General features: G+C 61.8%; 15 protein-coding genes. 9 read left to right on the top strand and 6 right to left on the bottom strand.

The window, feature by feature from the left end:
- Nucleotides 1–16: 16 nt before the first annotated feature.
- From AB4O05_RS03255 to AB4O05_RS03245, 3 genes are read left to right on the top strand one after another with little or no spacing between them, the layout of a single operon-like run.
- Nucleotides 17–1,159, top strand: coding sequence for an ABC transporter ATP-binding protein (locus tag AB4O05_RS03255; RefSeq protein WP_460133089.1), 1,143 nt, complete (start codon nucleotides 17–19; stop codon nucleotides 1,157–1,159).
- Entirely contained in the window at nucleotides 1,156–2,076 is a 921-nt protein-coding gene (locus AB4O05_RS03250; protein ID WP_460133090.1) for an ABC transporter permease subunit, read from the top strand. Before AB4O05_RS03255 ends, AB4O05_RS03250 begins: the two co-directional genes overlap by 4 nt.
- Nucleotides 2,073–2,957, top strand: coding sequence for an ABC transporter permease subunit (locus AB4O05_RS03245; protein ID WP_460133092.1), 885 nt, complete (start codon nucleotides 2,073–2,075; stop codon nucleotides 2,955–2,957). Before AB4O05_RS03250 ends, AB4O05_RS03245 begins: the two co-directional genes overlap by 4 nt.
- Nucleotides 2,958–3,038: 81 nt before the next feature.
- Here AB4O05_RS03245 and AB4O05_RS03240 read toward each other — a convergent pair whose 3' ends face one another.
- Nucleotides 3,039–3,680: an HD domain-containing protein gene (locus tag AB4O05_RS03240; RefSeq protein ID WP_460133094.1), complete on the bottom strand. Its 642-nt coding sequence runs from the start codon at nucleotides 3,678–3,680 to the stop codon at nucleotides 3,039–3,041.
- Between the two features lie 239 nt (nucleotides 3,681–3,919).
- On the opposite strand from AB4O05_RS03240, the gene AB4O05_RS03235 reads away from it, so the two are divergent.
- Complete coding sequence (locus AB4O05_RS03235) at nucleotides 3,920–4,909, top strand: GlxA family transcriptional regulator (protein ID WP_460133096.1); 990 nt, start codon at nucleotides 3,920–3,922, stop codon at nucleotides 4,907–4,909.
- Between the two features lie 116 nt (nucleotides 4,910–5,025).
- On the opposite strand, the gene AB4O05_RS03230 is transcribed toward AB4O05_RS03235, so the two are convergent.
- Nucleotides 5,026–7,389, bottom strand: coding sequence for a penicillin acylase family protein (locus AB4O05_RS03230; protein ID WP_460133099.1), 2,364 nt, complete (start codon nucleotides 7,387–7,389; stop codon nucleotides 5,026–5,028).
- Nucleotides 7,390–7,419: 30 nt separating this feature from the next.
- Nucleotides 7,420–7,995 (bottom strand): DUF6436 domain-containing protein, encoded by a 576-nt coding sequence (locus tag AB4O05_RS03225; RefSeq protein ID WP_460133100.1) that lies wholly within the window; start codon nucleotides 7,993–7,995, stop codon nucleotides 7,420–7,422.
- A gap of 99 nt (nucleotides 7,996–8,094) precedes the next feature.
- Here AB4O05_RS03225 and bipL point away from each other — a divergent pair, with 99 nt between their 5' ends.
- On the top strand, nucleotides 8,095–9,036 hold the full coding sequence (gene bipL, locus AB4O05_RS03220; RefSeq protein WP_460133102.1) for a phospholipase BipL: 942 nt from the start codon (nucleotides 8,095–8,097) through the stop codon (nucleotides 9,034–9,036).
- A gap of 105 nt (nucleotides 9,037–9,141) precedes the next feature.
- Here the strand turns inward: bipL and AB4O05_RS03215 are convergent, their stop codons facing one another.
- Nucleotides 9,142–9,894 (bottom strand): DUF2059 domain-containing protein, encoded by a 753-nt coding sequence (locus AB4O05_RS03215; RefSeq protein WP_460133104.1) that lies wholly within the window; start codon nucleotides 9,892–9,894, stop codon nucleotides 9,142–9,144.
- 131 nt (nucleotides 9,895–10,025) lie between these two features.
- On the opposite strand from AB4O05_RS03215, the gene AB4O05_RS03210 reads away from it, so the two are divergent.
- Nucleotides 10,026–10,658 (top strand): 2OG-Fe(II) oxygenase, encoded by a 633-nt coding sequence (locus AB4O05_RS03210; protein WP_460137697.1) that lies wholly within the window; start codon nucleotides 10,026–10,028, stop codon nucleotides 10,656–10,658.
- A 2-nt stretch (nucleotides 10,659–10,660) separates the two neighbouring features.
- Nucleotides 10,661–11,158 (top strand): 2-thiouracil desulfurase family protein, encoded by a 498-nt coding sequence (locus AB4O05_RS03205; RefSeq protein ID WP_460133106.1) that lies wholly within the window; start codon nucleotides 10,661–10,663, stop codon nucleotides 11,156–11,158.
- Here the strand turns inward: AB4O05_RS03205 and AB4O05_RS03200 are convergent.
- On the bottom strand, nucleotides 11,094–11,621 hold the full coding sequence (locus AB4O05_RS03200) for a transporter substrate-binding domain-containing protein (RefSeq protein ID WP_460133109.1): 528 nt from the start codon (nucleotides 11,619–11,621) through the stop codon (nucleotides 11,094–11,096). The genes AB4O05_RS03205 and AB4O05_RS03200 overlap by 65 nt on opposite strands.
- Nucleotides 11,622–11,755: 134 nt before the next feature.
- Here AB4O05_RS03200 and AB4O05_RS03195 point away from each other — a divergent pair, with 134 nt between their 5' ends.
- The gene (locus tag AB4O05_RS03195) at nucleotides 11,756–12,196 is read left to right on the top strand and encodes a DUF4399 domain-containing protein (protein WP_460133110.1); all 441 of its coding nucleotides are present in this window, start codon (nucleotides 11,756–11,758) and stop codon (nucleotides 12,194–12,196) included.
- A 65-nt stretch (nucleotides 12,197–12,261) separates the two neighbouring features.
- On the opposite strand, the gene serA is transcribed toward AB4O05_RS03195, so the two are convergent.
- A complete protein-coding gene (serA, locus tag AB4O05_RS03190) occupies nucleotides 12,262–13,491 on the bottom strand; it encodes a phosphoglycerate dehydrogenase (protein ID WP_460133112.1) in 1,230 nt (409 codons plus the stop codon).
- A gap of 203 nt (nucleotides 13,492–13,694) precedes the next feature.
- Here serA and AB4O05_RS03185 point away from each other — a divergent pair, with 203 nt between their 5' ends.
- Nucleotides 13,695–15,089, top strand: a complete 1,395-nt coding sequence (locus AB4O05_RS03185; protein WP_460133115.1) for an FAD-binding oxidoreductase — start codon at nucleotides 13,695–13,697, stop codon at nucleotides 15,087–15,089.
- Nucleotides 15,090–15,096: the final 7 nt, after the last annotated feature.

Here is a 15,096-nt window from a genome sequence, read left to right as displayed (position 1 = left end):
TTTGGGAGTTTCGTAAATGGCAGTTGCCTCCGGCGCCTATAAGAAAGCCCTCGAGGGCGACCAGACACCGAAAAAGGTGCTGGTCAAAATCGACCGGGTCACGAAGAAGTTCGACGAGACGATTGCCGTGGACGATGTGTCCCTGGAAATCAAGAAAGGCGAGATATTCGCCTTGCTCGGCGGTTCGGGTTCGGGCAAGTCCACCTTGCTGCGCATGCTCGCAGGCTTCGAGCGCCCAACCGAAGGGCGGATCTACCTCGACGGTGTGGACATCACCGACATGCCGCCCTACGAGCGGCCGATCAATATGATGTTCCAGTCCTACGCCCTGTTCCCGCACATGACCGTGGCGCAGAACATCGCCTTCGGCCTGCAACAGGACAAGATCCCCAAGGCCGAGGTCGACGCCCGCGTGGCCGAGATGCTCAAGCTGGTGCAGATGAGCCAGTACGCCAAGCGCAAGCCGCACCAATTGTCCGGTGGTCAGCGTCAGCGTGTGGCGTTGGCCCGCTCCCTGGCCAAGCGCCCGAAACTGCTGCTGCTCGATGAGCCGATGGGCGCACTGGACAAGAAGCTACGCTCGCAGATGCAGCTTGAGCTTGTCGAAATCATCGAGCGCGTCGGCGTGACCTGCGTGATGGTGACCCACGACCAGGAAGAGGCCATGACCATGGCCGAGCGCATCGCGATCATGCACCTGGGCTGGATTGCGCAGATCGGCAGCCCGGTCGACATCTACGAAACCCCCACCAGCCGCCTGGTGTGCGAATTCATCGGCAACGTCAACATTTTCGATACCCAGGTGGTGGATGACGCCGAAGGCCACGCGGTGCTCCAGTGCCCCGACCTGGACCGCGACATCTACGTGGGCTACGGCATCGCCACCTCGGTGGAAGACAAGTCGGTGACCTACGCGATCCGCCCGGAAAAGCTGCTGGTGACCACCGAAATGCCGACCTGCGAGCACAACTGGTCCAGCGGCAAGGTGCACGATATCGCCTACCTGGGCGGCCACTCGGTGTTCTACGTAGAACTGCCGAGCGGCAAGCTGGTGCAGTCCTTCGTGGCCAACGCCGAACGTCGTGGCCAGCGCCCGACGTGGGGTGACCAGGTCTACGTGTGGTGGGAAGACGACAGCGGCGTGGTACTTCGCACATGAACACAAAGAAGCTCAAGCGGCGCCTGCACCGCATCGTCCCCAGTGGCAAACAGGTGGTCATCGGGATTCCCTTCCTGTGGTTGTTCCTGTTTTTCGCCCTGCCGTTTTTCATCGTATTGAAAATCAGCTTTGCCGAAGCCGACGTGGCGATCCCGCCGTACACCGAGATCTACACCTACGTTGAGCAAAAGCTGCAACTGGTGCTGAACCTGGCCAACTACCAGTTGTTGGCGGGCGATGAGCTGTACATCTCCGCCTACCTGGGCTCGCTGAAGATGGCGTTCTTCAGCACGCTGCTGTGTTTGCTGATCGGCTACCCGATGGCCTATGCCATCGCCACCGCGCGCAAAGAGATGCAGACCGTGCTGGTGCTGTTGATCATGATGCCGACCTGGACCGCGATCCTGATCCGCGTGTATGCGTGGATGGGCATCCTCAGCAACAACGGCTTGCTCAATGGTTTCCTGATGTCCATCGGGCTGATCAACGAGCCACTGCAGATCCTCAATACCAACATTGCGGTGTACATCGGCGTGGTCTATTCGTACCTGCCGTTCATGATCCTGCCGCTGTATGCCAACCTGGTGAAGCACGACCAGAGCCTTCTGGAAGCGGCGTCGGACCTGGGGTCGAGCACCTTCAACAGCTTCTGGAAGATCACCGTGCCGCTGTCCAAGAACGGCATCATCGCCGGCTGCATGCTGGTCTTCATCCCGGTGGTGGGCGAGTTCGTGATCCCGGAACTGCTCGGCGGCCCGGAAACCCTGATGATCGGTAAAGTGTTGTGGCAAGAATTCTTCAACAACCGTGACTGGCCGGTGGCGTCCGCCCTGGCGGTAGTGATGCTGGCGATCCTGATCGTGCCGATCATTCTGTTTAACCGCAGCCAAGCCAAAGAGATGGAGGGCAAGATATGAAGCGCGTCAGTTTCTCAAGCTTCATGCTGGTAGCGGGGTTGTTGTTCATCTACCTGCCGATGCTGATCCTGGTGATCTACTCGTTCAACGAATCCAAACTGGTGACGGTATGGGGCGGTTGGTCGATCAAGTGGTACGTGGGCCTGCTGGACAACACCCAGTTGATGGGCTCGGTGGCGCGCTCCCTGGAAATCGCCTGTTATACGGCGGTGGCGGCGGTGGCGCTGGGCACCCTGGCTGCATTCGTGCTGACGCGCATCAACCAGTTCAAGGGCCGCACGCTGTTCGGCGGCCTGGTGACCGCGCCGTTGGTGATGCCGGAAGTGATCACCGGTCTGTCGCTGTTGCTGCTGTTCGTGGCCATGGCACAGATGATCGGCTGGCCCCAGGAGCGGGGCATCGTCACCATCTGGATCGCTCACACCACGTTCTGTGCGGCGTATGTGGCGGTAGTGGTGTCGGCGCGCTTGCGTGAGCTGGATTTGTCGATCGAAGAAGCGGCGATGGACCTGGGCGCACGCCCATGGAAGGTGTTCTTCCTGATCACCATCCCGATGATCGCGCCCTCCCTGGCGGCGGGCGGCATGATGTCGTTCGCGTTGTCCCTGGATGACCTGGTGCTGGCCAGCTTCGTGTCGGGCCCCGGCTCGACCACCTTGCCGATGGAAGTCTTCTCGGCGGTGCGCCTGGGGGTTAAACCGGAGATCAACGCCGTAGCCAGTTTGATTCTGCTGGCAGTATCGCTGGTGACCTTCCTGGTGTGGTTCTTCAGCCGCCGTGCCGAAGAAATGCGCAAGAAGGCGATCCAGCAAGCCATCGAAGAAGCGGCGGCGGATGGCTGGCAACAGCCGGACAAGCGCCGGGCGCCTGCACCGGTTTAATCAGGTCTACCTGAAGAAACCGGATCAAACTGTGGGAGCGGCACCGCCGCTCCCACATTGGGTTGCATTGCAAACCAACGGTTATTTGGCCCAGGGCGACGTGCGAATCACCTCGACAAAATTCATCGGCTTGAAGCCCGGCTCCTGATCCACCAGCACATCCGTCTTCACGTTGCCAAACGTGGTCTGTGGGCGATGGCGCAAGCCGTCGGCGAACGCGCAGATGATGCACTCCTTGAACCCTTCACCCCGTGGATGTGCATGCACCACTGCTTCGCGCTGCACGGCGGTAAACGCGGCGTAGTCCATGCCCAGCACGTCCATTTCGACGCCGGCCGTTACCAGCGCCACGGTCGGGCGCAGGTGTTGTGGCACGCCCGGCGTGGTGTGCAGGGCGATGGACAACCACACCTGTTCGATATCGTCGTCGCTCAGCCCGTAAGGCTGGAGAAAGGCCGCCGCCGCGTTGGCGCCGTCCACTTCGAAACGTTCGTCGTCGCTGCGATGGCCTTCTACCAGGCCCAGGTCATGGAACATCGCGCCGACGTACAGCAGTTCCGGGTTGTAGGCCAGTTGTTTGCGTTCACCGCTCAACGCGCCGAACAGGAACACCCGGCGGGAGTGGTGGTAGAGCAGGTCGGATTCGACGTCGCGGATGTACTCGGTAGCGGCCTTGGCCAGGGCGCTGTCCGGGATCTTGATGCCGGCGATGGTGGTGCTCATGGTGGCTCTCCTCTGGAAAGCAGCCAGTCTGGTCGCGTACAGGTGAAGCGGCCATGGTGACGAGGGTGCGATCCCGGCCAATCTGCCGCGACATCGTGCCAAAGGCCTAAACGATCAAATGTGGGAGCTGGCTTGCCTGCGATAGCATCACCTCGGTATACCTGATGAACCGAGTCGTCTGCATCGCAGGCAAGCCAACCCACAGGGGTTTGCGCCAGCCCGAGCTATAAGGTTTTCCCATGCGCAAGACCGTCGCTATCCTGATCTTCCCCGGCGTCCAGTCACTGGATGTGACCGGCCCCATGGATGTGTTCTGCGAAGCCAACCGCTTTCTGCCGCCCCAGGATCACTACCAGATAGAGGTCATCGGGCTGGGCCACGGCACCATGGCCGCCTCCAACGGTTTGTCATTGCAGGCTCACCGACACTACCGCGAAGCCCTGCAAGCCTATGACCTGCTGCTGGTTGCCGGTGGCCCGCAGTTGCCCTTCGAGGATTTCGGCTCGCAGTTCGATGATTGGCTACGTGGCGCAACCGCTCGGGCGCAGCGTTTCGGTTCAATCTGCAACGGCGCCTTCATGTTGGCGCGCGCCGGATTACTGGATGGGAAAACCGTCACGACGCATTGGAATGATGCGGCAGGCCTGGCGCGTTTGTGCCCCCGTGCACAGATCGAGGCCGACCGCCTCTACGTCCAGGACGGCAATCTTTACACCTCGGCCGGCGTCACGGCGGGCATCGATTTATCGCTGTACCTGCTGGCCCAGGACCATGGCCCGGAAGTCGCCTTGAACGTGGCCAAGCGCCTGGTGGTGTTTACCCAGCGTGCGGGCGGGCAGTCGCAGTTCAGCCCGTTCCTCACACCCCATGCCGAAACCACCTCGGCGGTGGCGCAGGTGCAGCTGCATGTATTAGCAAACCTGACCGGGGATTTGACCATCGCTGACCTGGCCAAGGCCGCCCATATGAGTGCGCGCAACTTCTCCCGGGTATTTGCCCGTGAAGCACGGATAACACCGGCGGAGTTTGTCGAACGAGCGCGGGTGGACGCGGCGCGGGTGATGCTCGAAAGCAGCCACGCGCCGCTCAAGACCGTGGCCTACCAATGCGGGTTTCGCGATGCCCAGCATATGCGCAGCGTGTTCAACCGCCGCCTGGGCGTGACGCCGCAACAGTTCAGGCTCAACTTTGCGGTGCCGGTGCAGGCTCGCGCAACGAGCACACTGTAGGAGCGAGCTTGCTCGCGAGAAACCCATGGGCACCGCGTTCATTCTGGCTTTACGCGTTATCGTTAACGACCTTCGCGAGCAAGAACTAGGCGTCCCCCTCGCTCCTACAGAAAGGGTTAGCGCAGAGTGCGTGCTGGCAGCAGCTTCAGCGTGCCACGGGTGTTGGCGGTCACTTCCTCATCGGTGAAATGCGCCTGCTCGTAGCCACCTTCGATATAGGTCTCGGCCTGGTCGCCATAGTGCTTGTCGAACGGTACACCGCTTTGCCCCACCGGGTTGATGGTCAGGGCGTGGGCCGCGTCGGCGAAGTCAATCAGGCGGCGGGTCGAGGGGCCGTAGGTCACCGGCCACGGCGCCGGGCCAATGGCGGCCGACTGGTTGTTGGGCACTTCGTGGCTGCCGGGGGCGGGGAAGGGGCCGACATTGACGATCAGGTCCAAGGGTTTCTGTGAGCCGAGCGGGTGGCCATGGGTCAGGGTATGCGCCTTGCCCCACTGCCACTGCGCGGGGTCATCGCCGAAGGTCGCCTTCAAATGCGCCAGGCTGTTGTCCCAGGCAAGCTTGACGGTGTCGGCGCGCTTGGCGTCCCACCAGGGCGAGGTCGGGTCGGCGGCCAGGCGCGGCAAGGCGGCGTCGATCACGCGGGTGCTGAGCAGGGTCTTGAACATGGCGTCACCCAGCTTGGGCTGGAAGGCCGCATCGGCCAGGTTGAACAGGAACTGGTTGAACAGCGTGGCGCTGGTGGAATCCAGCGGGTAGTCACCCTTCCAGCTTGCAAGCTGTTCCACCAGCTTCAACTGGGCCGGGTCCTTGACCACCTCGCGCAGCACTGGCAACAACGGCGCCAGCAGGCGCGGGCCGAACGCGGTGGTGGTGCCCAGTTGCAGGGCCTGGCTGTTATCCACATCCCACTTCACGCGGGTGTCGCTCAACTGCGCGTTCAACTGCTGGCCACGGTCGGCCAGGTTGTAATAGCCGGGGATCTCCATGCCGGTGGGCGATACCGGCTGGGCGTTGGCCGACACGACGTAACCGCGCGCCGGGTTTTCTTCCTGGGGGTTGGCGCTGAAGGGGTAGAAGCCCAGCTTGTCGGCCTGGGCGCTGCTGCCATCGAGGATAAACCCGGCGTTGGCGCCGGCCGGGCGGATCGGCAGCTGCGCCGCCGCCCACCAGCCGATGTCGCCCTTGGCATTGGCCCATACGATATTCAGCCCCGGCGCCGAGACTTTGGCCGCCGCCGCACGGGCCTTGGCCAGGGTGTCGGCGCGGTTGAGCTGGTAGAAGCCTTCGAGGATCGGGTTCTGGGTGTCGAGGAACGCCCACCACATGGCGATAGGCGTCTTGCCGGCGCTCTCGCCGAGCACATCATTGATGATCGGCCCGTGGGGCGACTGGCGCAGGGTGAGGGTCACCGGTGCCTGGCCCTTCACGGCGATCTGTTGCTCGCTGCTGGTCATGTCGACCCACTGGTCGTGGTACCAGACCTGGTTGGTGTTGGCCGGGTTGACCTTCTCGGCGATCAGGTCGAGGTCGTCGTTCTGGAACATGGTCAGGCTCCAGCCGAAATCCAGGTTGTGCCCCAGGAACGCCACCGGTACCAGCGCGTTGTGATAGCCGTACAGCTCAAAGCCCGGCGCCGAGAGCTGCGCCTCGTACCACACCGACGGCACCGAGAAACGGATGTGCGGGTCACCCGCCAGCAACGGTTTGCCACTTTGGGTGCGGCTGCCGCTGATGGCCCAGGCGTTGCTGCCTTCGAACTGCGGCAGGCCGTGATCGGCCAGGGCCTGGTCGCTCAGGGCGGCGAGGGCACCAAGGCTTTGCCAGTCGCTGGCGGCCAGGTTGAGCGCGCCCTTGGGTTGCCAGCCGAGGTCGAAGACGCTCAGGTAGTCGCTGCCCAACTGGTCGCGTATGTAGGTCAGCAATGGCTCGGTACGAAACGCGGCGGCAAAGCTGTAGGCCAGGTAACCGGCGACACTGATGGTGTCTTCGGCGGTGAACCGACGCTTGGGGATGCCCAGCACGTCGAATTCCATCGGGCTGGCGTGGCTGTCCTGATACTGGTTGATGCCGTCCAGGTAGGCTTGCAGCGCCTTCCACGCTGGCGAGTCAGGGTCCATGTGTTGCACGTAGCTCGAGGCACGCTCACGAATGCGCAGGCTGCGAAACAGCTTGTCGGTTTCCAGCAGCTTGGGCCCCAGCACTTCGGCCAGCTCGCCACGGGACAGGCGACGCATGATCTCCATCTGGAACAACCGGTCCTGGGCCTGCACATAGCCCAGGGCGCGATACAGGTCGGCCTCGTTCTCGGCGCGAATATGCGGCACGCCACGGTCGTCGTAGCGCACCGTGACCGAGCCTTGCAGGTTGGCCAGTGTGACCGTGCCCTGGCGGGTGGGCTGCTTGCTGTAGACGTACCAGCCGGCGCCGAGGGCGACCAGTGCCAGCAGAACCGCGAGAGTCCGCAAGACGCGCTTCATGAATATTCCTTGGCAAAATGGAGTGACGAGTTACAAACCGCTTGGCCACGAACAATAGCAGCCGACCGCCAGGGTGTGCGTGGCATTCACCTCGCGCCCGGCTGCAAGGGCTTTGAGGATCGGCTCGATGAAGCTGTTGCTGGCATTGCACGTCAGCCCTTCGCTGTACGGCCCGAAATACGCGAGCTTGCCGTTGCGATCCCAGATGCCCACGGCCGGGCTGGCCGGTACCTGGTCGGCGCCGGGCAGGGCGGTGAGGGGTTTCAGGGCGCGCAGGTTGTCGGGCAGTTGGCCGTGGCTGCCGGGCTTTTGCAGGGCGTAGAACTCGACCCCCTGGGGCGCATACTGTTCGATCAGCTCGCCCAGGTGCTGCTGGTTACCCACGTTGCACGGGCAGGCCGGGTCCCAGAAGTGCACCAGACGGATCGGGCCGGGCCCGCTGAGTTCGGCGGGCAGGCGCAGTGCATCGCCGGAGAATACCGCCGTGTGCTCGCTGAAGGCACGCAGATAGCGGCCCTGGAACCAGTCATAGGCGACCCACAGCACACCGGCGCAGAGAATCAGGACCAGGCTGGCGAACAGGGCGGTACGGTAGGGCTGTCGCATTCAGATCTATCCTCGAAGGTCGCGTAGCTTGCCATGCTTGCCCTGACAGATGAATATCGCAGCTCGATATTCATCTTCGCTGTCAGTCTGGAACCCTTTATGCCCGTCACCTTTGACCCCGATCACCTGCGCGAGAGCTTGCGGCCCCTGGTGGATGCGCAACCGCTCAGCGCCGAGGCGCGGGTGTACCAGCGTTTCTATGGGCTGGACCTGGCCGCACGCAACGTGCCGGTCGTGAGTCGCCTGGGACGCTTCGAGGTGGCGGGTTTTCAAGTGGTGGCCCAGGTGTGGTGGCCGCCAGCGCCGGTGGCGACGATGTTCATGTTCCACGGCTTCTACGACCATATGGGGCTGTACCGGCATGTGGTGGACTGGGCGCTGGACCAGGGCTTCGTGGTGATCGCCTGCGACCTGCCGGGGCATGGTTTGTCCAGCGGCGCGCGCGCCAGCATCGATGATTTTGCGGTGTACCAGGCTGTGGTGCAGGCGTTGTTTGCCCAGGCCGAGGCGCTGCAATTGCCACAGCCCTGGCATTTATTCGGGCAAAGCACCGGCGGGGCCATTGTGGTGGACCATCTGCTTAGCCATGGCGTCGACAGCCCGGCCCAAGGCAAGACCTTTTTGCTGTCGCCGTTGGTGCGCCCGCGTGCCTGGGGCTGGTCGCAGCTCAGCTATTACCTGCTGCGGCCGTTCGTCAAAGGCATCGCGCGGCGGTTCAGTGATAACTCCAACGACCCGGCATTCAAACCCTTCCTCGAAGCCGACCCGCTCCAGCCGCGTCAGTTGCCCACCGCCTGGGTGGGAGCACTGTCGCGCTGGATCAAGCGTATCGAAGCCGCACCGCGCAGCCCGCGGCGGCCGGTGATTGTGCAGGGCGAGGAAGACATGACCGTGGACTGGCAGCACAACCTGCAGGTGCTGCGGGGCAAGTTCGATCAGCCGCAGGTGTTGATGCTCAAGCGGGGCAGGCACCATTTGGCCAATGAGATCCCGGAGATTCGTGATGAGTATTTCAGCTTTCTCACGGATCAACTGAAGTAACGCAGTCCAAAATGTGGGAGCGGGCTTGCTCGCGAATGCGGTGGGTCTGCACCATTTACAGTGACTGACACCGCGCATTCGCGAGCAAGCCCGCTCCCACATTTGTTACTGCGTCAGGCTTGAAGTGCTCTGGCCAACAGCTAATCCGGCGCGAATCGCCGCAAGCGCCGCCTGGTAATACGCCTTACCTTCCGGCGACTCTGCGAACGTAGCGAATTCTTCCAGCTCCGGGTCAGACAAGCCCCGATAGACGTACAGCAGCGTGTTATTGAGGTCATTGCCGATCTGCTGCATCAGGCGCTCGCGCTGGCCATTCAACATGCCCTGGGCCTGACCGCCGCCCAACAGGCCAGGGATCATCTGGCTCAAGCTGTCGGCCGCCACACCGGCGATGGCCAGGCTGACTTCGGCCCCGGCTTCACGGGCGGGCAGGGCCTGGGCCAGGTGGCCGATGATCAGGCTGCGGGTGGCGTCGGCTTCGATTTTCGGCAGGCCCTGGGCGTTTTTCGCCAACTGGTCGCGGCGGGTGGCCAGCAATTCGGCGGCGACGATCTTGCGGCCCAGGGGCGATTGGAAAAACGCCAGGGCCGGTTTCGGGTCCGCCAGGTTCTTGCGCAGTTGCGCCTCGGCGCGCTGGTCCATGGCCTGGGCGGCAAAGCGTTTATTGCTGTTGTCCACCAATGCCTGGTACACCGCTGGCGGCAGGCTGTCGCGGTAGCGCTGCTGGGCGGCACTGAGGGCGTCGTTGAAATGCGCACGTTGTTCGGCCCAGCCGGCGACTTTGTATAACTGGTCATGGCCATCTGCCCAGGCGGGCAAAGCGCAGAACATTAGCAAGGAAAAAAACAAACGACGCATATGGACTCCTGTCAGTCGGCCACTATTGTCCGTGTCGGGCGTAGGATTTGTCGAGAAGTCCTATCAGTCACCTGACTAAAGTGTGTTCAGGCGCTCGACGGCGCTGTCGGATTCACAGGCGTATGGATACTATGCGCGCCATGCAAATACCCTTCGATCACCCGCTGCTGCAACGCATCGTTGATGACCTGGCCGAAAAAGGCTGGTCGCAGCAGAACGGCTTCCTGTCCCAGGCTCTGACCCTGGAACTGGCGGCTGAGTGCCGTAAACGTGCGGCCGAAGGTGAATTGGCGCCGGCGGCAGTGGGGCGCGGGCCGGCCCAGGAGATTCGCGAGGGTATTCGCGGCGACCATATCCAGTGGCTGGAGGAGGGCGACGCCGCTGTCTGCGACCGCTACATGGCGCTGATGGACAGCCTGCGCCTGGCGATGAACCGGGGCCTGTTCCTCGGCCTGGAAGATTTCGAAAGCCACTTCGCGATGTACCCGCCGGGAGCGTTTTACCTCAGGCACCTGGACCGTTTCCGCGACGATGATCGGCGCATGGTCTCGGCCGTGATCTACCTGAACGACGCCTGGCAGCCTGAGCAGGGTGGGCAGTTGCGCATGTACCTCAAAGGCGGCGTCGAATACGATGTGGTGCCCACCGGCGGTTGCCTGGTGGTGTTCCTGTCGGGCGAGGTGCCCCACGAAGTCCTGCCCGCTACGCGCGAACGCCTGTCCCTGACCGGCTGGTTTCGCCGACGGGGCAACGAGCCGTTTTAAGCATGCACAAGATTCTGATCAGCCGCTGCCTGTTGGGGCACAAGGTGCGCTACGACGGCGGCGCCAGTGGCCCGTTCGACCTGCTGGCGGCGTGGCAGGCCGAAGGTCGTGTGGTTGCGATCTGCCCGGAGGTCGCGGGTGGCTTGCCCACGCCGCGCCCGTCCGCCGAGATTCCGGGCGGTCAGGGCATCGAGGTGTGGGAAGGCCGTGCCCAAGTGCTTACCGCCACTGGCGAAGACTTCAGCGAAGCCTTCCTCGATGGCGCCCGCCAGGCCTTGAGCCTGGTGCGGCGCCATGACATCCGCATTGCCGTGCTCAAGGCCAACAGCCCATCCTGTGGCAACCTGCTGACCTATGACGGCACCTTTACCGGTGTAAAAGTGAGTGGCGAGGGCGTCACGGCGGCGCTGCTCAAGCGCCATGGCGTGCAGGTGTTCAGCGAGTTGGAGTTGCCTGAGGCGGCACAGGCGTTGGCGCAACTGCAGGGGCGTCGTCCTTGAGCCATTTCTGCGACAGCGCCTTCAATCGGCCATCGTCCTTCACCCGTTTCAACGCCCCGTCCAGGCTCGTCTTGAACGCCGGGTTGCCCTTCTGGAACGGGATCGCCAGTTCAGGCTTCTCGCGATAAGCCTCGCTGAAATCGAACCGATCCTTAAGCTCGGCAGTCATAGCGATATGGTTGATGGCCACGTCGTATTTGCCCGTTTCCACCCCTGGCAGTAGATCGATGTCGTCAGTGGTGATAAATGACGCCCGTACGTCCATTTCTTTTGCCAGCAGTTCACCCAGTTCGACTTCAAAACCGGTGAGTTTGTCGCCTTCCTTGAAGTTGTAAGGTGGGGTGTTGGCTTCAAGGGCGATACGCAGTTCACCGCGGTCATTGACGTCGTCGATCAGTTCGGCATGAGCCAAGGGGCTCAAAAGAGGAAGCAGCAGTAGTAACAGGCCAGGCAAAAAGCGCATGGTCACTCCTAAAGGTTTCGAATGTGCGAGGCGTCGTCCAGCACCGCTTTGCTATGGTGTTGAGTGCCTTGGACAGCAATTTGTCGCGAAGTTGTCATCCCCCTACAGATTTCACAGAAAAACTGGAGAAGCGAATGAAAGCCCTTTTGTCCCGTGCAACGATTGCCAGCGTATTGCTGGGTGTCTCGATGTTGGCCACTGCCGCCGACGGTATTCCGCGCAGTGCGCCGCCTGAAGGCGCCAAAGTCTTTATCGTGTCGCCCAAAGATGGCGCTACCGTCGATAAAACCTTCACCGTGAAGTTTGGCATGGAAGGCCTGAAGCTGGCACCCGCCACTGACCAGGCCGCAGGCACCGGCCACCACCATCTGCTGATCGACCAGAAAGAACTGCCTGACGCCAGCCTGCCGATTCCGGCCACCGACACCGTGATCCACTACGGCAAGGCCCAGACCGAAACCGAACTGACCCTCACCCCCGGCAAGCACACCTTGCAACTGGTGGCCGGCGACAAACTGCACATGCAGTTCAACCCGACCGTGGCCTCGAAAGTCATCACGGTTAACGTCAAGTAAGTTTTCCAGACAAAAAAATGGGAGGCCCCAGCGGGTCTCCCATTTTTTGTGCGGCGTTTAAAGCGTTAGAACAACACGCGGCTACGGATGGTGCCGTTGATGTGCTGCAGCTTCTCTTGCGCCAGGTCCGAGTACTCGGCGTCGACATCGATCACCACGTAGCCGACCTTCTCGTTGGTCTGCAGGAACTGACCGGAGATGTTGATGCCGTTTTCCGCGAAGACCTTGTTGATCTCCATCATCACGCCCGGGATGTTCTGGTGGATGTGCAGCAGACGGTGCTTGCCAGGGTGGGCCGGCAGGGCCACTTCCGGGAAGTTGACGGACGATACCGAAGTACCGTTGTCGCTGTACTTGACCAGTTTTTCCGAGACTTCCAGGCCGATGTTGGCCTGGGCTTCAGCGGTGGAACCGCCGATGTGCGGGGTCAGGATCACATTGTCCAGGCCACGCAGCGGGCTTTCGAAGATGTCATCGTTGGAGCGCGGCTCCACCGGGAACACGTCGATGGCGGCGCCGATCAGGTGCTTGTCCTTGATCGCGTTGGCCAGGGCGTCGAGCTCCACCACGGTACCGCGTGCCGCGTTGATCAGGATGCCGCCTTTCTTGATGGCGCGGATTTCCTTCTCGCCGATCATCCACTGGGTCTCGGCGGTTTCCGGAACGTGCAGGGTGACGATGTCGGACATGCCCAGCAGCTCGGTCAGGCTCGACACCTGGGTGGCGTTGCCCAGCGGCAGCTTGGTCAGGGTGTCATAGAAGAACACCTGCATGCCCAGCCCTTCCGCGAGTACCGACAGTTGGGTGCCGATCGAACCGTAACCGACGATACCCAGCTTTTTGCCACGAATTTCGAAGGAGTTGGCCGCGCTTTTGATCCAGCCGCCACGGTGGCAGGAAGCATTCTTCTCCGGGATGCCGCGCAGCAGCAGGATGGCCTCGGCCAGCACCAGCTCCGCAACGGAACGGGTGTTGGAGTACGGTGCGTTGAACACCGCGATGCCACGCTCGCGCGCTGCGTTGAGGTCGACCTGGTTGGTGCCGATGCAGAAACAGCCGACCGCCACGAGTTTCTTGGCGTGATCGAAGATCTCTTCGGTCAGCTGAGTACGGGAGCGAATGCCGATAAAGTGCGCGTCGGCGATCTTTTCCTTGAGCTGGGCTTCCGGCAGAGAGCTGGTGATGTACTCAATGCTGGTGTATCCGGCGGCTTTCAGAACCTCGACAGCCGATGGGTGGACACCTTCCAGAAGAAGGAACTTGATCTTGCTCTTATCGAGAGAAGTCTTGCTCATCTGCGTAAACCTGTATCCCGGAGAAAAATGGCAGGGAATCGGATCACTTAAGCTGACCCGGACGGCAGGAAAGCCGTCACCGCAGATACGCCCTTGGGCTCTGTCCTGCGGGGGCGGTATGCTAGCATACGCGCCCCGCTAACACTCATCCTGCGACGTGAAGCGTCCTCAGGATCACCATGAATTGTTCGAGAGTTCTGTCGATGACCCATCCTGCCCTGATTGATGAGCTAAAGACCCTGGTTGAGCCCGGCAAAGTGCTGACCGATGCCGACTCCCTGGAGGCTTACGGCAAGGATTGGACCAAGCACTTCGCCCCCGCTCCCACCGCCATTGTCTTTCCCAAGACCATCGAGCAGGTGCAGGCCATTGTGCGTTGGGCCAATACACACAAGGTGGCACTGGTGCCTTCCGGTGGGCGTACCGGCCTGTCGGCAGCTGCCGTGGCAGCCAATGGTGAAGTGGTTGTCTCGTTCGACTATATGAACCAGATCCTTGAGGTGAACCTCACCGACCGCACCGCCAAGTGCCAGCCGGGCGTGGTCACCAAGCAGTTGCAGAACGTCGCCGAAGAAAATGGCCTGTACTACCCGGTGGACTTCGCCTCGTCCGGTTCCAGCCAGATTGGCGGCAATATCGGCACCAATGCCGGCGGGATCAAGGTGATTCGCTACGGTATGACCCGTAACTGGGTGGCCGGCATGAAAGTCGTCACCGGCAAGGGTGACGTGCTGGAACTGAACCGCGACCTGATCAAGAACGCCACAGGCTACGACATGCGCCAGCTGTTTATCGGCGCTGAAGGCACCCTGGGCTTGGTGGTTGAAGCCACCATGCGCCTGGACCGGACACCGAAAAACCTTACCGCCATGGTGCTGGGCACCACCGACTTCGACTCGATCATGCCGGTGCTGCACGCGTTCCAGAGCAAGCTGGACCTGACCGCCTTCGAGTTCTTCTCCGACAAGGCCCTGGCTAAAGTCCTCGGTCGAGGCGACGTGCCCGCGCCGTTCGAAACCGAGTGCCCGTTCTATGCGCTGCTGGAGTTCGAAGCCACCACAGAGGAAGTAGCCAACCACGCCCTGGAAACCTTCGAGCACTGCGTCGAGCAGGGCTGGGTGCTGGACGGTGTGATGAGCCAGAGCGAAACCCAGCTGCACAATCTGTGGAAACTGCGCGAGTACATCTCCGAGACCATTTCCCACTGGACGCCATACAAGAACGATATCTCGGTCACTGTCTCCAAAGTGCCGGCCTTCTTGAAAGAAATTGACGCGATCGTCGGCGAACACTACCCGGACTTCGAAATTGTCTGGTTCGGCCACATCGGCGACGGCAACCTGCACCTGAACATCCTCAAGCCGGAAAACCTGAGCAAGGACGAGTTCTTCGCCAAGTGCGCCACCGTGAACAAGTGGGTGTTCGAAACCGTCGAGAAGTACAACGGCTCGATCTCTGCCGAGCACGGCGTGGGCATGACCAAGCGCGATTACCTCACCTACAGCCGTTCCCCGGTTGAAATCGAATACATGAAGGCCGTCAAAGCGGTGTTCGACCCGAACGGGATCATGAACCCCGGCAAGATCTTCGCTGTTTAACCGCCCC

It is taken from the genome of Pseudomonas sp. S1_G07 (assembly GCF_054668565.1).
The sequence above is the reverse complement of the archived record's forward strand: the minus strand, read 5'-3'. Positions and strand labels throughout refer to the sequence as shown.

Coding starts and splice junctions, on each gene's coding strand:
- AB4O05_RS03235 (WP_460133096.1), top strand. CDS start 3,920: ATGCGCAAGACCGTCGCTATCCTGATCTTCCCCGGCGTCCAGTCACTG.
- AB4O05_RS03215 (WP_460133104.1), bottom strand. CDS start 9,894: ATGCGTCGTTTGTTTTTTTCCTTGCTAATGTTCTGCGCTTTGCCCGCC.
- bipL (WP_460133102.1), top strand. CDS start 8,095: ATGCCCGTCACCTTTGACCCCGATCACCTGCGCGAGAGCTTGCGGCCC.
- AB4O05_RS03245 (WP_460133092.1), top strand. CDS start 2,073: ATGAAGCGCGTCAGTTTCTCAAGCTTCATGCTGGTAGCGGGGTTGTTG.
- AB4O05_RS03240 (WP_460133094.1), bottom strand. CDS start 3,680: ATGAGCACCACCATCGCCGGCATCAAGATCCCGGACAGCGCCCTGGCC.
- AB4O05_RS03255 (WP_460133089.1), top strand. CDS start 17: ATGGCAGTTGCCTCCGGCGCCTATAAGAAAGCCCTCGAGGGCGACCAG.
- AB4O05_RS03185 (WP_460133115.1), top strand. CDS start 13,695: ATGACCCATCCTGCCCTGATTGATGAGCTAAAGACCCTGGTTGAGCCC.
- AB4O05_RS03210 (WP_460137697.1), top strand. CDS start 10,026: ATGCGCGCCATGCAAATACCCTTCGATCACCCGCTGCTGCAACGCATC.
- serA (WP_460133112.1), bottom strand. CDS start 13,491: ATGAGCAAGACTTCTCTCGATAAGAGCAAGATCAAGTTCCTTCTTCTG.
- AB4O05_RS03250 (WP_460133090.1), top strand. CDS start 1,156: ATGAACACAAAGAAGCTCAAGCGGCGCCTGCACCGCATCGTCCCCAGT.
- AB4O05_RS03225 (WP_460133100.1), bottom strand. CDS start 7,995: ATGCGACAGCCCTACCGTACCGCCCTGTTCGCCAGCCTGGTCCTGATT.
- AB4O05_RS03205 (WP_460133106.1), top strand. CDS start 10,661: ATGCACAAGATTCTGATCAGCCGCTGCCTGTTGGGGCACAAGGTGCGC.
- AB4O05_RS03195 (WP_460133110.1), top strand. CDS start 11,756: ATGAAAGCCCTTTTGTCCCGTGCAACGATTGCCAGCGTATTGCTGGGT.
- AB4O05_RS03230 (WP_460133099.1), bottom strand. CDS start 7,389: ATGAAGCGCGTCTTGCGGACTCTCGCGGTTCTGCTGGCACTGGTCGCC.
- AB4O05_RS03200 (WP_460133109.1), bottom strand. CDS start 11,621: ATGCGCTTTTTGCCTGGCCTGTTACTACTGCTGCTTCCTCTTTTGAGC.